We start from the raw sequence: 16,281 nt of genomic DNA, 5'->3' as shown, positions 1-16,281 counted from the left end.
AGGTCAGAACTTGCCGCGCAGGGCGACCGAATAGGTCCGGCCGTTCAGCGCATAGAGCTTGGTGGCATCCTCCACCCCGCCGAACTGCCGCACCCGGCTGTCCAGCAGGTTGGAGATCTGCATATCGACGCTGAGTTCGGGCGTGAACTGCCAGCGGGTGGACAGTGACAGGTCCTGGGTCGTGTCGAAGAACACGCCGTCGCCGCCGGCCGCGATACTGTCCATGAACGTATCGCGCCAGTTATAGGCCAGCCGCACCCCATAATCGCCCTTCTCATAGAACAGGATCAGATTGACATTGTTCTTTGACAGGCCGGGGATCGGCAGCTGTTCGCCGGTACGCGGGCTGATGAAGGGCGTGGAACTGTCGATATAGCTGTAATTCGCCACCATGCCGAACCCGTCGAAGGGGGCAGGCAGGAAGTCGAAATTGTCCTGGAAATTGACCTCGATGCCATTGATGTCGCCGCCCGTGCCATTGACCGGGCGCCGCACCAGGTACTGGTAATTGTCGAACGTCTCGAACGCGCCCTTGGACACGATGAAGGTGGCCAGATCCTTGCGGAACAGGCCCAGGGACAACAGCGAGGCCGGCTTGAAGTAATATTCCAGCGACAGGTCAACCTGTTTGGCCCGGAACGGGTCCAGCTGCGGATTGCCCGCCGTGCCGGTCGGGATGGCGCCCACGGCCAGTGACGCGATCGGGTCCAGGGTCACGCCGGGATTCTGGTCGGCCGAATTGGGCCGCGCCATCACCTTGGCAGCGCCTAAGCGCAGTACGACATCCTCCATCAGCTCCGCGTTCAGCGTCACGCTGGGCAGGAAATCATCATATTTCTTGCCATAGGTGGTGGGCAGGAAGGTGCTGGCGCTGCCGGCCGTGGTGCGGAACCCTTCGGCCGTGAAATCGGTATGGACATAGCGCATGCCGGCATTGCCGCGCACCGGCATGCCAAGGAATTCCGTATCGATATCGGCCTGGGCATAGCCGGCCCAATCCTTCTCCGCCGTCTCGAACGATGACAGCGGCGCGTGCACGCGCGGGGTGCAGGTGGTGCCCGTCACCTGGCAGGCGAGCGTCTTGGAACCACCGAACAGCACGGGCGAGATATAGGCCAGCGGCGTGTACCCGCTGGCCCCCTTCAGGATGTCCAGCGTCTTGATCTCGAAACTGTCGGGCACGGTGTCGGCGGAGACATTGATGCCCAGCTGCGTCTGCCACTTGTCGATGGCCACATCGGTCTTGGAAAAGCGCAGGCCGGTCTTCAGGGCCGACAGGAATGACGTGTCCAGGCTGTAGCTGGCATCCAACCGCGCCGCCTTGTTCTCCGACACGGCCTGATCGGCATTGTCGAAGGCGTTGGTGAAGCGGAACAGGCTGGGGTCGGTCATGTTCAGCCCGGCCACGGACCATTGCGGCACATCGACATCGCGGAACTCGAACGTCACCGGGTAATTGCTCTTGGTCGATGCGCGCAGGAAGGTCTGCAACCCGTACTGTTTGGAGCGTGAATAGGACAGGTCGCCCGTCACCTCCAGGCTTTCCCCCGACCAGCGGCCGCCCAGGCCCGACGACAGGGTGGTGCCGTCATTGGTGTAATATTCGGTATTGCCCTGCACCACCGTGTTCAGCGTACCGGCGATCACCGTCTCGGTGGGCGAGAAGGTCAGCGACGTATAGGCGCTGCCGCTGGTCGACAGGTTGGTGGACAGCCAATAGCGGTCGCGCGTGATGTCCTGCTTGGAATAGAGCGTGTCGAACCAGAATTCCGTGCTGTCCGTGGGTCGCCATTGCAGCGAGCCGTTGACGCCCAGGCGCTTGCGGTTGTCGTCGATCTGGGTGTCGCGGATATCGGCCAGGTAATATCCCGGCGTGCCGTCGCCATTGGGATCGCGGGAAATGGCGGTGCCGCCCGTGCCCAGCCGGTTGGCCGTGGCCCCGCTGTCGAACGCCGCCGTCAACGGCAGGTATCCTGAAAAGGAGAAGGCGCTTTCGTCGCGGATGGTGCGGTCGGAATAGGAGACGTTCAGCAACGCGCCGAAATCATCGCTGAACTTGTGCGACAGCAGCAGCGAGCCGCGATAATTGCCCCGCGACTTGCGGTCGTTCACCATGCCTTCCACGGAGAACGCCGTCACATCATCCTTGGCGCTCAACGGCTTGGCGGAGATGATATTGACCGTGCCGCCCAGCGCACCTTCGACATCGGATGCCGAGGCCAGCTTGGTCACATCCAGGCGCTGGATGATCTCCGACGGCAGCTGCGCCAGCAAGCCGTAGCTGCCGGTGCCCAGCGTGTCGATGCCCGACCCGCCGCGGCCGGCGGCGTCGATGATGTCGCGGCCATTGATCAGGGTCAGGTTCTGGGTCAGGCCGCGGATGGACACCTGCGTGCCCTCGCCCAGGGAGCGCTTGATCTGCACGCCGGACACCCGCTGCAGGGATTCCGCGACATTCACGTCGGGCAACTTGCCGATATCCTCCGCCACGATGGCATCGACGAATTGCGGGGAGTTGCGCTTCACGTCCACGCCCTTGGCCAGGCCCTGGCGGTAGGAGGTGACGACGATCTCCTCCAGCGCTGCCGGCGCGTCCTGGGCCAGGGCGCTGCCGCCGGCCATCATCGCCGCGGCCATGACCGCGACGCTCGTGCCCGTTTTGAGAACCCGCACACTCATATGTTTCTCCTCCCTTGTCGCCGATTGACCGCGCGAACGCGGACCCGGGCTTCCCTTGTTGAGGTGGAAATTATCCCGGCACGGCGGAAGCGTCAAGCTTAGTGTTTATATTATAGCAACATTTTAAGTGCGACGTTCCTGTGGCCTTCCCATCAGGATGTCAGAAATCATGACAAATTCAGGCATTTCAAAGCAATATTGGACCAGGTCGAAAGGGCGGCTTTGGCCGCACCTCCAAACGATATGTTGCTATGAATGAGATAAATCGACGTGTGATGGGCAGCGGACTCATTCAGCCATGTCTTTTCAGGATTGATGCTTTCATAGCAGCACCTAATCCAACGAGGCGCAGGCAAGCGTCAGGGCTCGCCGCCCTGTCCGCGACCATCATCCATCGTTCCTGACAAGGGGAACGCTCAGTCCCGGATTTCCTGCGCCGCCTGGCGCAGCGCCTCGACGATCAGGTCGGTATTGGCTTCCGGGATCCAGCCGGACACACCGACCGCCGCCCCGATATTCTCCACCGTCACGGCGATCGTATGCCGATCCAGATCCGGGCCAACCGCCACCCGCGAGTACCCCTGGGCCCGCACCTGCGCCAGGGCCGCCAGCAAGGCCGGCAGGCCGCCAGGGAAGGAGGGGATCTCCTCCTTGTCCGCATAGAGCCCGGCCACATATTCATCATCATACTGGGCCAGGAGGGCCATACCGATGCCGCTGGAACTGGCGGGCAGCAGGCCGATGCGGCCCAGGCCCTGCGCCGTCTCCACCGTCGGCGGGGCGTGGAACAGGTAGCTGACATTGTCCCGCCATAGCACGCCCAGCGCCACGGTATGGCCGAAACGGCGCAGCTTCTCCAGCACCGGCAAGGCATTGCGGATCAGGCCCGACGCGAACAGGCTCTGCGCCGCCAGCACATGCATGCCGGGGCCCGACGTGTATTTGCGGTTCGCTGTCTGCCGCGCGATGCCCAGATAGGCCAGGGTCTTCAGCAGGCGGTTAACGCGTGTGGCATCGAACCCCAGCTGGCGCGCCAGTTCCCGATTGCCCACCGGCGCCGGGGACGCGGCCAGTGCCTGCAGGGTAGCGATGCCGTCGATCAGGCTCTGGTTAGGTTGCGCGTTTGGCTTGACCTTCATGGGACCACCGGCGTGCGGGAGAGGAGCGGATACCGGCCTCCCACACATGTGCGCCGGCGGGGCGGAACTTAGCACAGGAAGGACGGCCATGTCGCTAAATGTACAACAGGATGTCATGCCCGCACCGCCAAGACCGCTCCGCGTGTGTGATGCATGCATGTGATGGAATCCGTGCGTCGCGATCATTAACCTTGATGCGATCCTTCACTGGACGTGTAATAAAAAACCCCACATAACATACAAAAATTCCCCACCTCCATTATATTTTTACTTAAAATTATTGCAAATATATCAAGAATAGAATCCAATAAGGTGTAATATTGGCGCTGGCGCTGGATTTTGGCCTGCGCCTGCTGCGGCAGCAGATATTTGGCGTTCTGGGTGCCCGTTTCGAAACGCGCGAGAACATCCGCGCCGTGTCGCACATGATGGATTCGGACTTGCGCGGTTTCCAGGCGCATTCATCTGGCACGCACATGGAATTTCTCGGTTCCATTTCGACGCTGCGCGAATTCGCCTCGGGCCAGATCATGATCAGCCTGTACGACGTGCCGTTCATCGCCATCTATCTGGGGCTGATCATCTATATCGGCGGACCGCTGGCGGCGATCCCGGTGGTCGGCATGCTGTTCCTGTGCGTCACGGCGCTGCCGGAACTGCGCCACGCCCACACCGCCCTGACCCGCATCACCCAGGTGGAGGACCGGCGCCTCAGTTTCATCATCAGCCTGCTGACGGGCATCCAGTCGGTGAAGGCCATGGCCCTGGAACAGCCGCTTCTGCGCCGGTACGAACGGCTGCAGGAGGATCGGCTGACCGAACACAAGCAGGCCGAACTGTCCGGCCAGCACTTGGCGGAGTTGGGGCAGTTCACGGTGCAGATCGCCGGCCTGCTGACCGTCGGGTTCGGCAGCCTGATGGTCCTGGACGGCGCGCTGTCCGTCGGCGGCCTGTCGGCCTGCATGCTGCTGGTCGGCCGGGCGCTGGCCCCGATGCAGAGCATCATGCAGTTCTGGTCGCGCCTGCAATCGGCTTCCATCGCCCGCCGGCAGCTGTCGCAGATCTATGAGATGCCGCTGGCCGCCCGTGGTGCCGGTACGCAGGATGCCACGGCGACCGAACCGCAGCTCGCCCTGGAAGGCATACATTTCGGTTTCGAAAATGGAAATGATCTGCTGGACGGCATCGACCTTGATGTGCGCCGGAGCGAGATCGTGGCCCTGGTCGGTGCCAATGGCAGCGGCAAGAGCACATTGCTCTCCATCGTCGCCGGCTTCTACACCCCGTCGCAGGGAAGGTTGCTGCTGGACGGGCGGGAATTGACGGATTACGAGCCCGAAAGCCTCCGCCACGCCATCGCCCTGCTGCCGCAGCATGAAATTCTGTTCCGCGGTACCATCACCGAGAACATCACCATGTTCCGCCCGGAACTGGAGGAAGCGGCGATGATGGCGGCGGAACGGGTCGGTCTTCTGGACCTGATCCATGCATTGCCGCATGGTTTTTCCACCTATGTTGGCGACGGCGCCACGGAGCCCCTGCCCCGCGGTCTGGCGCAGCGGATCGCGGTGGCCCGCGCCCTGATGAACCGCCCCCGCATCATCCTGTTCGATGATGCCAATTCCGCCGTCGATGACGATGGCGACCGCAGCCTGTTCGCCCTGTTGAACGAGGTACGGTCGGAAAGCCTGGTCATCCTGGTCAGCCACCGCCCGGCCGTCCTGAAGCTGGCGGACCGCATCTACAGCCTGTCCGACGGCAAACTCGATCTCACGCAGGAGTTCCAGGCATGACCTTGTCGCTGGAAGCCGGAGATACCCGGTCACCTTCCCCCGCGCATGATGATGGCCTGAAGCTGGCATCGCCGGCCATCGTCAACAGCATGCTGGCCCGCTATGAGCGCGTCGCCGTGCTGCTGCGCCATCTGGGCTGGCCCGTCACCCCCCGCCAGGTGCTGGAGGCATTGCCGCCGGCGCCCGGACCGGATGCCGCCACCGACCTGCGCGACGTGCTGGGCCGCCTGGGCTTTTCAGCCATGGTGCAGGCCGGCGACCGTTTCAGCCTGAAGACGCTGGAACGGCTGTACGAGATGCGCCGCGACCGGCGCCTGCCGCTGATGTATCTGCCGGCCGCCGGCGGCGGCGCGCCGCTGCTGGTGGAACCGCGCGACCATCATCTGACCGTGATCCGCCCGCAGGAAGGCGGCACCGCCTATCGCACCGAACAGCGTGAAGGGCTGGAAGCCGGGTTCGTCATCGTGCTGGCACCACCGGTCACCGGTGCCATGGGCGGCGACAAGCAGCCCTGGCTGCGCTCCCGCCTGGGCGAAGGCATGCCGCTGGTCATGGTTTCCATGCTGCTGACCCTGCTGGCCAACATCCTGGCGCTGGCCAATCCGCTGTTCGTGATGCAGGTCTATGACAAGGTCATCGCCGCCAACCAGCCCGACCTGCTGGTCATGCTGGGGATCGGTGCCATCGGCGCCGGCGCCATGGAGCTGGCCGTGCGCCGCGCGCGCAGCCGTACCATGGGCCATGCCGGCGCGCGGCTGGGCTATCTGGTGGGCAATGCCGTGCTGGGCCGCCTGCTGAACCTGCCCAGCTCCATGACGGAACGCGTGTCCATCGCGGCACAGCTGGCCCGGGTGCGCGATATCGACCGGGTGCGCGACCTGCTGACCGGGCCGCTGGCCCAGGCCTGCATGGACCTGCCCTTCATGTTCCTGTTCATCGCCGCCATCTTCGTGATGGGCGGCTGGCTGGGTCTGGTGCCGCTGGTCGCCGTCGGCATCTATGCGCTGGTGGCGGTGATCGCCAACGCCATCATCCAGCGCCGTGTCACCCGCTCCGCCATGGCCAATGCCCGGCGCCAGGAACTGGCGCTGGAGATCATCGAGCGGATGAAGGCCATCCGCATCCTGGGCGACCTGGATATCTGGCGCCAGCGGTACGAGAATGTCGTGCGCGAGGCGGCCACCGCCAATCTCAGCCATTCCCAGGGTGCCGCCACCGTCGCCACCGTTTCGGTGATGATGGGCACGCTGACGGCGCTGGCCACACTGTTGACCGGCATCCATTTCGTGATGGAAGGCACGCTGACCACGGGCGGCCTGATCGCGTCGATGATGCTGATCTGGCGCATGCTGGGCCCGTTGCAGGCCGCCTTCACCGCCAGCGCCCGCCTCACCCAGATCCGCTCCTCCATGAAGCAGATCGAGACGCTGATGGCCACGGCACCGGAACGGTCCGAAGCAGCGCGCCCCAACCGCGGTGGAGAGATCGAAGGCCGCGTCACTTTCAGCCGCGTCACCTTCCGTTATGGCCGCGAGTCCGAGCCGGTGCTGGGCAACATCTCGTTCGAGGTGGCCCCGCGTGAGGTGATCGCCCTGGTCGGCCGCTGCGGCGGCGGCAAGTCGACGCTGCTGAAGCTGGTCAGCGGGCTTTACACGGCCCAGGGCGGGTCGGTGCGCATCGACGGGCGCGACATCCGCCAGTTCGATCCCGTGCAGTTGCGCCGTTCCATCGCCTTCGTCACCCAGGTGCCGCAATTCTTCCAGGGCACCCTGGCCGACAATCTGCGCCTGGCCGCCCCCACGGCCAGCGACAATGAGCTGATGGACGCGCTGGACCGTGCCGGCGCCCTGGACGCCGTGCGCCGGCTGAAGGGCGGGCTGGAGACCCGCTTCGACCTGCATGAGAAGCCGCTGCCCACCGCCGTGCAGGCCCGTCTGTCGCTGGCCCGTGCCTATCTACGCAATGCACCGCTGGTGCTGCTGGACGAGCCGATCAGCGGCTTCGATTTCGAGGGCGAGTTCGCCTTCATGTCGGCCATCGAGGCGCTGCGCCAGCAGGCTACCGTGTTCTTCGCCACCCATCGCCGCAGCCATCTCGGGATCGCCGACAAGGTGCTGATCCTGGAGAACGGCACCACCCGCTATTTCGGTACCGCCGACAAGGTCCGCGACCGTATTCCGAAGGGGATGATCTGATGCGCACCGCCCAAATCCTGTCCTTGCCCACCGCTGCCGCCCGCGCCCCCTTCGCCACGGACGAGATGGTCGAGGATCCCGGCGTCGGCCCCCTGACCCGCGCCGCCATCCTGCTGGCCGGCGTCAGCGTCGTGGCCTTCATCGGCTGGGCATCGCTGACGCCCGTGCAGGAGGTTGCCGTTTCCTTCGGGGAGATCGTGCCCGCCGGTGCCGTGCAGACCGTGCAGCATCTGGAGGGCGGCATCGTCGCCGAGATGCTGGTCCGCCAGGGTGAGCTGGTGGAGGCCGGTCGGCCGCTGCTGCGTTTCCAGGGTGCGGCCACCCAGTCCAGCCGCGACCAGATGCTGGTCCGCCAGCAGGCGCTGAAGGCCCAGGCGGAACGGCTGTCGGCCTTCGCCGACGGACGGGAGCCCGATTTCTCCGCCTTCAACGAGAATCCCGATCTGGTGACGGAGAATATCCGCCTGCTGGCCAGCCAGGTGGAGGCACGCGACAACCAGCGCAAGATCCTGGCCGACCAGGCCCAGGAACTGCGCTCCATGCTGTTCTCCAGCAAGGAGCAGTTGGCCAGCGTCAACACCAATCTGGGCTTTGCCGAAAGCAAGGTGGCGCTGCGCGCCGATCTGGTGGAAAAGGGCCTGAATTCCAAGCTGCTGCTGATCGAGGCGGAGCGCGAGCGTGCCGCCGCCATGTCGGAGCGCCAGCGGCTGGAGGGCGTGATCGCCGGGACCCGCAGCAACCTGAACGGCAACGCCTCGCGTCTGGCCGAACTGGACAGCCGCCTGAAGCAGGAGGCGCTGGACAAGCTGGGCGTGGTGAATGCCGAGCTGGGCGAGCTGGAAAAGATGCTGGACGGGCAGGAGGACCGGGTCGAACGGCTGGTCTCCATCGCCCCCATGCGCGGCATCGTCCAGGAACTGCCGGTGAAGACCGTCGGCGGCGTTGTCGCACCGGGCGGAATCGTTGCCCGGCTGGTGCCCGTGGATGACGAACTGGTGGCTGATGTGCGCGTTTCCCCGCGCGATATCGGCTTCGTCAAGGTCGGCCAGCCCGTGAAGGTGAAGATCCAGGCCTTCGATTACACCCGCTTCGGCCGGGTGGAGGGCAAGCTGGAAAGCGTGTCGCCGACCACATTCCTGGATGAACAGAAGCAGCCCTATTACCAGGCGCGCGTCCGCCTCGCCTCCAACCATGTCGGCAACCAGGACCTGCACCATGTGCTGGTCCCCGGCATGACGGTGCAGGCCGACATCACCACCGGCGAGAAGTCGCTGATCCAATATCTGCTGAAGCCGGTCTACACGACGATCGACGGCGCGTTCCGCGAACGCTGATCCCCGTCCCGATCCCCTCCCCGCTTCAGCTTCACGCCCATACTCCCATTTGGTTGGAGATCCCCCATGGCCAAGCCCACCGACGACAAGACCGCCGCCCCCGCCGCTGCTCCGTCCAAGCCGGTGCCGACGCAGCCCATCGTGCGCGAGAGTGTCGCCGATACGCCCGACCGGCCGCTGAAGGCGCTGGAGCGTCCCGTCGCCGAGACCGCGCGCCAGACGCAGCAGAGCCCGGGATATCTGGCCACGGTGCATAATGGAAGCCAGCAGGAAGGCGGCGTCGGGGAAAGCTTCGCCCAGGGCATTTTCATCTCCTCATCCACGACGCCCCCGCCCGGCATCGCCAGCTTGACAGGCGGCAACACCAATATCGGCGGGTTCCAGCAGAACTTCGCCCCCGGCACGCAGGTTGTCACGGAGGAGACGGTCGACGTCATCGCGGAAGGCGGTGGCGGTGGCGCTGTGCAGGTCGCCGATGCGGCGGCAGGTTCCTCCTCCGCAGCGGCCGCCCGTGAAGTCGCGGTGGCTGAAGGTCCCTTCGCCACCCCGTCGGCTCCACAGACCACGGCTGTCCCTGAAGGTGCGGAACCGGCATCGGCCGACCCAACCGGCACCAGCAGCGCGGCACCTGTCGAAGCCCGGTCGACGGATACGGGCACCGGTGACGAGACCGGCACGGGAACGGGAACCGGTACCGGCGGTGGCTCCACGGGTGGCGAGACCGGCACAGGTTCGGGAACCGGCACTGGCGGCGGCTCCACGGGTGGCGAGACCGGCACAGGTTCGGGAACAGGTACCGGCGGCGGCTCCACGGGTGGCGAGACCGGCTCAGGCACGGGCACCGGCACCGGCGGCGGCTCCACGGGCAGCGAGACCGGCACGGGTTCGGGAACCGGCACTGGCGGCGGCTCCACGGGCGGTGAGACCGGCACAGGCACGGGCACCGGCACCGGCGGCGGCTCCACGGGCGGTGAGACCGGCACGGGCACGGGAACCGGCACTGGCAGCGGCTCCACGGGGGGCGAGACCGGCACGGGCACGGGAACCGGCACCGGCGGTGGCTCCACGGGCGGTGAAACCGGCACAGGCACGGGCACCGGCCTTTTTGCCCGGCTGCACCAGGATGGGGTTGGGATGGCCGGCCTAGCAGAAGGTCATGCTGGTGCCATCGGCGCTGACCACACCGCAGATCATCGTGAAATAATCCAGCATCTCGATATCGGCGCGGGTGAAGCGGCGGTTCAGTTCCGTCACCACCAGATCCGGCCGGGGCGTGGCATCGGTGCGGCTGGGCAGGAAGGCCGACACATCCAGCAGATGGTTCAGCGTCACCGACAACAGGGCGGCACGGGCACCGTGACCCGCCACATCCACCATGTAGAAGGCCACCGACCCGTCCGGCAGCGCCAGATAATTATACATGTCACCCGACACCACGGCCGACGGCAGCAGGCAGGAGGCGAATCGCAGGTTCCCCACCTCCCTGTAGGCATCGGGCAGCAGGCAGCGCTGGGCCAGGGCCGCCGCCTCCATATCCTCCTGCAATTTGACATTGGTCAGGCGCAGTTGCTCATTGGCTTCGGTCAGCAGGCGGTTCTTGCGCTGCAGGCGGTCATGCAGGCTGAGGATGCGCTTCACCACCTCCAGCCTTGCCTTCAGGATCGGCGGGCTGATCGGTTTCAGCAGGAAATCATCGGCGCCGGCATCCGTGGCGGCCATGAAATCATCCTGCTGCTGGCGGGCAGTCAGCAGGATGAAGTGGATATAATGGGGCAGTTTCATGCGCCGGATGGCGCGGCACAGTTCCACCCCGGTGATGCCCGGCATCTCCCAGTCGCTGATGATCAGGTCCACCTCCTTGCCGCTCTGGATGACCGCCAGGGCGGCGGTCCCATCTTCGGCCTGGGTGACCTGGAAATCGTGCTGACGGATCAGGGCCGTCAGCAGCTTGCGCATCAACTCATCGTCATCGACAACCAGGACGTGGGTCTGTCTTTCCATGGTCACGTACCAGTATGTTCCAGCGGGTGCAGTGGATCGTTAGACGGATCACTGGTGGAACTTCCACCATCATGCCCGAATGGATCGGCCGTGTGTAGCCCATCCGACATCAGGCCACCATCAAGCCCGCCCGTATCCGCACCACCCATGTCCGGCATCGGCGCCGACATCATGGTGGACAGGGCATGGCCGCCATTATCGACATCATAATGCAGGTTCTGATGGCCGGCCGGCAGCGACACACCGGCCTGGTCGTAAAGGTCGATGCTGATATTGCGCACCCCGCCATCGCCGCCGGGATCCAGGCTGAGGCTGCGCAGCACCGATTGATAGACCGAGGCATCGGCATTGCCCGACAGGACCAGCGTGTGGGTGCCATTGTCGAAGCCGCCGCCCAGCAGTTCGATATTGGTGCTGGCGATCATCACCTTGCCATCCACCGTGGTTTCCAGATGCAGGCCGGCGAAGGACAAATCGTCGCCCTGGTGGAAGTCCAGCGGATCCAGGGCGATGATGGCCTTGGTCACCGTCTGTCCGCCCAGCAGCGACAGATCCATGCCCGTCGCCACCAGCATTTCGCCCGACAGGGCACCGGTATCGGCGCTGAGGGCCACGGACAGATTGGCCGAGGTGCTGGCGTGGCTGCCGTCCGCCGCTTCCACCGTATTGGCGGTGACGGTCAGGTTGACCGTCACCGCTGCTGCCATCGGGGGCCAGCAGTTTCAGGTTGGTCAACTCAGCCGCCGTCAGGCTCCAGGAACCATTATGATTGTCGGTACCGGCCGACAGCAGGGCACCGGCCGGCACGCCGGCGATGGTGATGTGCAGGCTTTCCGACCCGTCCAGATCGGTCAGTGCCGACTGGATGTTCAGCGGGATGCCATGGCCCGACACGCCCACCGCCGCCGCGACCTGCAGGCTGGGCGTATCCGCCACCGGCAGGACATTGACATGCACCTGGGCGCTGACGGAACTGTTGATGCCGGCGACGCTGGTGACCCTGGCGGTGACGCTGAGGTCGAAATCCACGTCGCTGTTGGCCGGTGGCGTCAGTTTCAGGCCCGTCAGCTGGGCGGCCGTCAGGGTCCAGCTGCCATTGCCGTTGTTGGTGCCGGCCGACAGGGTGGCCCCCGTCGGCACGCCCGCCACGGTGACGGACAGGACCCCGCCCACGCCCAGGGCATCGGTGGCGATGCGCAGATCCAGCGGCACCGCCATATCCTCCCGCGTGGTGACGTCCAGGGCGGCCAGATGGATGGCCGCCGCCGCCGGCTGCACTTGCAATGTCACGGAAGAGCTGGCCTGGGCGATGGAGCCGGTGCTGGCCTCCTCTGCCCGCGCCGTGACCGACAGGTTCAGGTTGCCGGTGGCCACCCCTTCCGGCAGCTTCAGGGTCAGGCCGGACAGCTGCGCGGCGGTGACCGACTAGGTGCCGTTGCCATTGTTGGTGCCGGCCGACAGGATGGCGCCCGCCGGCAAATTGCCGATGGTCACCGTCAGCGTCTCCGACCCGTCGGTATCGACCAGGGCGGAATTCAGGTTCAGCGCCACCGTTGCCCCCTGCGCCACCGACAGGGTCGGTGGGCCTACCGTCAGGGTGGGGGTGTTGGCCACGGCGGCCACGGCGACCGTCAGGTTGCCGCTGGCCGTCACGGCGGTGGCCGTACCGTCCTTGGCCGTGGCGGCCACACCCAGTGTCAGGTTGCCGGAATAAGTGGCCGGCGGCGTGATGGTCAGGCCCGACAGATCGCCAGAGGTCAGCGACCAGACACCACCACCCAGGTTGGTGCCATGGTTCAGCACGGCACCGGTGGGCACGCCGGTGATCTGCACACCGGTGATGCTTTCCGACCCGTCCGTATCACCCAGGACGACGCCGACATTCAGCGCGATGGCCGTGCCCTCGTTGCCGCTGGCCTTGGCGAGCGTCAGGATGGGCGTGTCGGTGACGGGTGCGACGGTAACGGAGACGTTCTGGAGCTTGGTGTTGTAATTGCCCTCGAACTCCGACGCGACGCTGCCGACCTGGAAATTGATCGTGCCGCTGAAATTGGCGGGCGGGTTCAGCTTCAGGCCCACGGTCTCCGCCGCGGTCACCGTCCAGGTACCCGTGCCGGCATTGTAGCGCCCGGCAGACAGGGTGGCCCCGGCCGGCAGGCCCTTGACCACGAAGGACAGGGCTTCCGACCCGTCCAGATCGCCCAGGGCACCGCCCAGCGTCAGGGCGATGGCCTGATCCTCCACCCCGGCGGGGGCGGAGAAGGTGACGGTGGGCAGGTCGGCCACACCCTCCACATTGACATTCAGCAGGCCGATCTGGGTGGTGATGCCCAGGATCTTGACGGAGATGCCAAGCTGGAAATCGCTGCTGTCTTTGGTCGGCGGCGTGATCTTCAGCGTGGACAGCAGGCTCTGGCCCACGGTCCAGGTGCCGTCGCCATTCTTGGTGCCGGCCGACAGGGTGGCCCCCGCCGGCACGCCGCCTATGGTGACGGACACAGCACCCAGCAGGTTCAGGCTGACCAGGCTGGTGCCGATGGTGATGGAGGTATCCTCCAAACCATTGATGGCCGGCAGCAGCAGGCCGGTCAGCACCTGGCCGATCTGTGCCGCCACCGTGACGTTCAACGTCTGCGAGATGGAATTGGTGGAACCGTCGGCGGTGCTCGACTGCGCCGTCACGGTGATGGGCAGGGTGCCGTTGAAGTTCAGCGCCGGCGTGATGGTCAACCCGGCCAACTGGCTGGGCAGAACCGTCCAGGACCCGTCGCCATTATTGACGCCGGCCGACAGATGCGCGCCGGAAATGACCAAGGGGATGGCGGCGTGGTAGACGCCAGCCGCGGCCGACACGGCCAGCGTCGGCAGGTTGGCCACGGGCGTCATGTCCACGGCCAGCGTACCGTTGACGGTCAGCGCGTTGCTGCCTGCACCGACACCGAAGGAGACGGAGAGGTTGAAATCCTGGCTGTAATTGGCGGGCGGCGTCAGCTTCAGCCCGGTCAGGTCGGCCAGGGACAACAGATAGGACCCGTTGGCCTGCACCGTGCCGTGGTTCAGCGTGGCGCCCACGGGCAGGCCGTAACCAGCACCGTGTTCACTTCTCCGGTCAGGGCCACCGTGGACAGGCCGGACAGCAGGTTCAGCGACACGGGCTGCCCCTCGACACCCACCTGGGTGCCCAGGCTGACCGACAGGTTGGCCTGGCCCAGATTGGGCAGGCCCAGTGCCGGGGTCACGGTGACAGCCAGGGTCCCGCTGGCGCTGGCCTGGCTGCCGCTCAAGGTTTCCGTGGCGATGGCCTGCACGCCCAGGTTCAGGGTGCCGCTGTAATTATGGGCCGGCGTGATGGTCAGGCCCGTCAGATCACTGGATGACAGCGACCAGGTGGTGCTGCCATCCGCCGCGACGGCGGCGATGGCGCCATGGTTCAGCACGGCACCGGCCGGCACGCCGGTGATGGTCACCGACAGCCGCTCCGACCCGTCCAGATCGGTCAGCACCGGCGCCACCACCAGCGGAATGGCGGCGTTGGCTACACCCAGCGCCGGGGTCGTCACCAGCACCGGCGTATCGGCGACACCGGTCACGCTGACCGGCAGGGACAATGCGGTGGTGGCCGTCGATCCACCCATGCCTTCGGTGGCGGACGCGGTGACGGTCAGGTTGAAACTGCCGCTGTAATTGGCCGGCGGCGTCACCGTCAGGCCCGACAGCTGGCCGGCCGTCAACACATAGCCCACGCCGGGGACCAGTGTGCCCGCCGACAGGGTGGCACCGACCGGCAGGCCCGACACGGTGTAGGTCAGGGTCTCCGACCCGTCCAGATCGCGCAGCTGGCCCATGATGTTCAGGGCGATGGGCTGATCCTCCAGACCCGAGGCCGGCAGCACGGCCAGGGCCGGTGCATCCGCCACGGGGGCGACCGTGACCGACAGGTTGCCGCTAACCGTGCGAAGGTGCTGTCCACCCCGGCCGTGGCCGTGACGGTCAGGTTCAGGCTGCCGCTGAAATCGGCGGGCGGGGTCAGTTTCAGGCCCGACAGCTGGGCGCTGGTCAGGGTCCAGCTGCCATCATGGTTGTTGGTGCCGGCCGACAGGCTGGCCCCAACGGGCACCCCGCTGACGGTAACCGACAGCACTTCGCCAACAGCCGCCCCCACAAGGTTGGCGGCGACGGAAAGGCCGATGGGCTGATCCTCAAGACCGATCGCCGGCAGGACCACAAGGGTGGGCAGGTCGGCGACGGGTGCCACGGTGACAGCCAGATGGCCCGACGTGCTGACCGAGGTGCCTGCGACAGAGGCGGTTGCGGTGACGGTGAGGTCGATGATGCCGCTGTAATCGGCGGGCGGTGTCAGCTTCAGCCCCGACAGCTGCGCCCCGGTGAGGGTCCAGGTGCCGTCATGATTGTTGGTACCGGCCGACAGGCTGGCGCCGGCGGGGACGCCGGAGACGGTGACCGATAGGATTTCCCCGGCGGCGGGGCTGTGCAGGCCTGCGGCGATGGAAAGGGCGATGGCCTGATCCTCGGCACCCGTCGCGGGGGCCAGGGTCAGGACGGGGGCATCGGCGACCGGCGCCACGGTGACGGCAAGGCTGCCGCTGGTGGCGACGGAGGTGTCGGCAACACTGGCCGTCACCGTGACGGAGAGGTTGATGGTGCCGCTGTAATCGCTGGGCGGTGTCAGGGTAAGGCCCGACAGCTGGGCACTGGTCAGGGTCCAGGTGCCATTGCCGTTGTTGGTGCCGGCGGACAGGTTGGCGCCGACGGGGACGCCGGAGACGGTGACCGACAGCACTTCGCCCGAAGCCGGGGTGGTGAGGGATGCGGCGATGGACAATGCCACCGGCTGGTCTTCAAGCCCCGTCGCAGGTGCCAGGGTCAAGGTGGGGGCATCGGCGATCGGCGCCACGGTGACCGCCAGGTTGCCGCTGTTGCTGACGCTGTTGCCGCCGACGCTGGCCGTTGCCGTGACGGAGAGGTTGATGGTGCCGGCCGACAGGCTGGCTCCGGCAGGGATGCCCGCGATGGTAACCGACAGGGTCTCGCCAGAGACGCTTCCGCCGGACCCGACGGCAATCGACAGCGACACGGCCTGGTCCTCAAGACCTGCAGCCGAATAAACAGTCAACCATGG

12 protein-coding genes are annotated in these 16,281 nt (G+C 65.9%); 4 read left to right on the top strand and 8 right to left on the bottom strand.

Annotated elements, in window-relative coordinates:
• Positions 1–3: 3 nt before the first annotated feature.
• Entirely contained in the window at positions 4–2,679 is a 2,676-nt protein-coding gene (locus tag ACM9HJ_RS25285) for a TonB-dependent receptor (RefSeq protein ID WP_416574562.1), read from the bottom strand.
• A gap of 416 nt (positions 2,680–3,095) precedes the next feature.
• Positions 3,096–3,818, bottom strand: coding sequence for an IclR family transcriptional regulator (locus ACM9HJ_RS25280; protein ID WP_416574561.1), 723 nt, complete (start codon positions 3,816–3,818; stop codon positions 3,096–3,098).
• Positions 3,819–4,138: 320 nt separating this feature from the next.
• Between ACM9HJ_RS25280 and ACM9HJ_RS25275 the strand changes: the two genes are divergently transcribed.
• Genes ACM9HJ_RS25275 through ACM9HJ_RS25265 form a run of 3 tightly spaced genes read left to right on the top strand, consistent with a single transcriptional unit; the run spans position 4,139 to position 9,140 of the window.
• Positions 4,139–5,611, top strand: a complete 1,473-nt coding sequence (locus ACM9HJ_RS25275; protein ID WP_416574560.1) for a peptidase domain-containing ABC transporter — start codon at positions 4,139–4,141, stop codon at positions 5,609–5,611.
• Positions 5,608–7,806, top strand: a complete 2,199-nt coding sequence (locus tag ACM9HJ_RS25270; protein WP_416574559.1) for a peptidase domain-containing ABC transporter — start codon at positions 5,608–5,610, stop codon at positions 7,804–7,806. Before ACM9HJ_RS25275 ends, ACM9HJ_RS25270 begins: the two co-directional genes overlap by 4 nt.
• Complete coding sequence (locus tag ACM9HJ_RS25265) at positions 7,806–9,140, top strand: HlyD family type I secretion periplasmic adaptor subunit (RefSeq protein WP_416574558.1); 1,335 nt, start codon at positions 7,806–7,808, stop codon at positions 9,138–9,140. Before ACM9HJ_RS25270 ends, ACM9HJ_RS25265 begins: the two co-directional genes overlap by 1 nt.
• An 828-nt stretch (positions 9,141–9,968) precedes the next feature.
• Here the strand turns inward: ACM9HJ_RS25265 and ACM9HJ_RS25260 are convergent.
• The 3 genes from ACM9HJ_RS25260 to ACM9HJ_RS25250 are packed head-to-tail and all read right to left on the bottom strand — an operon-like array spanning position 9,969 to position 11,848.
• Entirely contained in the window at positions 9,969–10,259 is a 291-nt protein-coding gene (locus ACM9HJ_RS25260) for a hypothetical protein (protein ID WP_416574557.1), read from the bottom strand.
• A gap of 24 nt (positions 10,260–10,283) precedes the next feature.
• On the bottom strand, positions 10,284–11,141 hold the full coding sequence (locus ACM9HJ_RS25255) for a response regulator (protein ID WP_416574556.1): 858 nt from the start codon (positions 11,139–11,141) through the stop codon (positions 10,284–10,286).
• Between the two features lie 2 nt (positions 11,142–11,143).
• Positions 11,144–11,848 carry a hypothetical protein gene (locus tag ACM9HJ_RS25250; protein ID WP_416574555.1) on the bottom strand — a complete coding sequence of 235 codons (705 nt, stop codon included), beginning with the start codon at positions 11,846–11,848 and terminating at the stop codon, positions 11,144–11,146.
• A 62-nt stretch (positions 11,849–11,910) separates the two neighbouring features.
• On the opposite strand from ACM9HJ_RS25250, the gene ACM9HJ_RS25245 reads away from it, so the two are divergent.
• Positions 11,911–12,570 (top strand): hypothetical protein, encoded by a 660-nt coding sequence (locus ACM9HJ_RS25245; RefSeq protein WP_416574554.1) that lies wholly within the window; start codon positions 11,911–11,913, stop codon positions 12,568–12,570.
• Here the strand turns inward: ACM9HJ_RS25245 and ACM9HJ_RS25240 are convergent.
• From ACM9HJ_RS25240 to ACM9HJ_RS25230, 3 genes are read right to left on the bottom strand one after another with little or no spacing between them, the layout of a single operon-like run.
• On the bottom strand, positions 12,567–14,213 hold the full coding sequence (locus ACM9HJ_RS25240) for a beta strand repeat-containing protein (protein WP_416574553.1): 1,647 nt from the start codon (positions 14,211–14,213) through the stop codon (positions 12,567–12,569). The two genes, ACM9HJ_RS25245 and ACM9HJ_RS25240, sit on opposite strands and share 4 nt — an antisense overlap.
• On the bottom strand, positions 14,198–15,058 hold the full coding sequence (locus ACM9HJ_RS25235; protein WP_416574552.1) for a hypothetical protein: 861 nt from the start codon (positions 15,056–15,058) through the stop codon (positions 14,198–14,200). The genes ACM9HJ_RS25240 and ACM9HJ_RS25235 overlap by 16 nt, the downstream gene beginning before the upstream one ends.
• A complete protein-coding gene (locus tag ACM9HJ_RS25230; protein ID WP_416574551.1) occupies positions 14,992–16,236 on the bottom strand; it encodes a hypothetical protein in 1,245 nt (414 codons plus the stop codon). The genes ACM9HJ_RS25235 and ACM9HJ_RS25230 overlap by 67 nt, the downstream gene beginning before the upstream one ends.
• Between the last annotated feature and the right edge of the window lie 45 nt (positions 16,237–16,281).

Origin of the sequence: Niveispirillum sp. KHB5.9, assembly GCF_048066115.1 — a bacterium.
GTDB lineage: Bacteria > Pseudomonadota > Alphaproteobacteria > Azospirillales > Azospirillaceae > Niveispirillum.
Note: the sequence above shows the minus strand (reverse complement) of the source record. Positions and strands in the feature narration are given on the sequence as shown.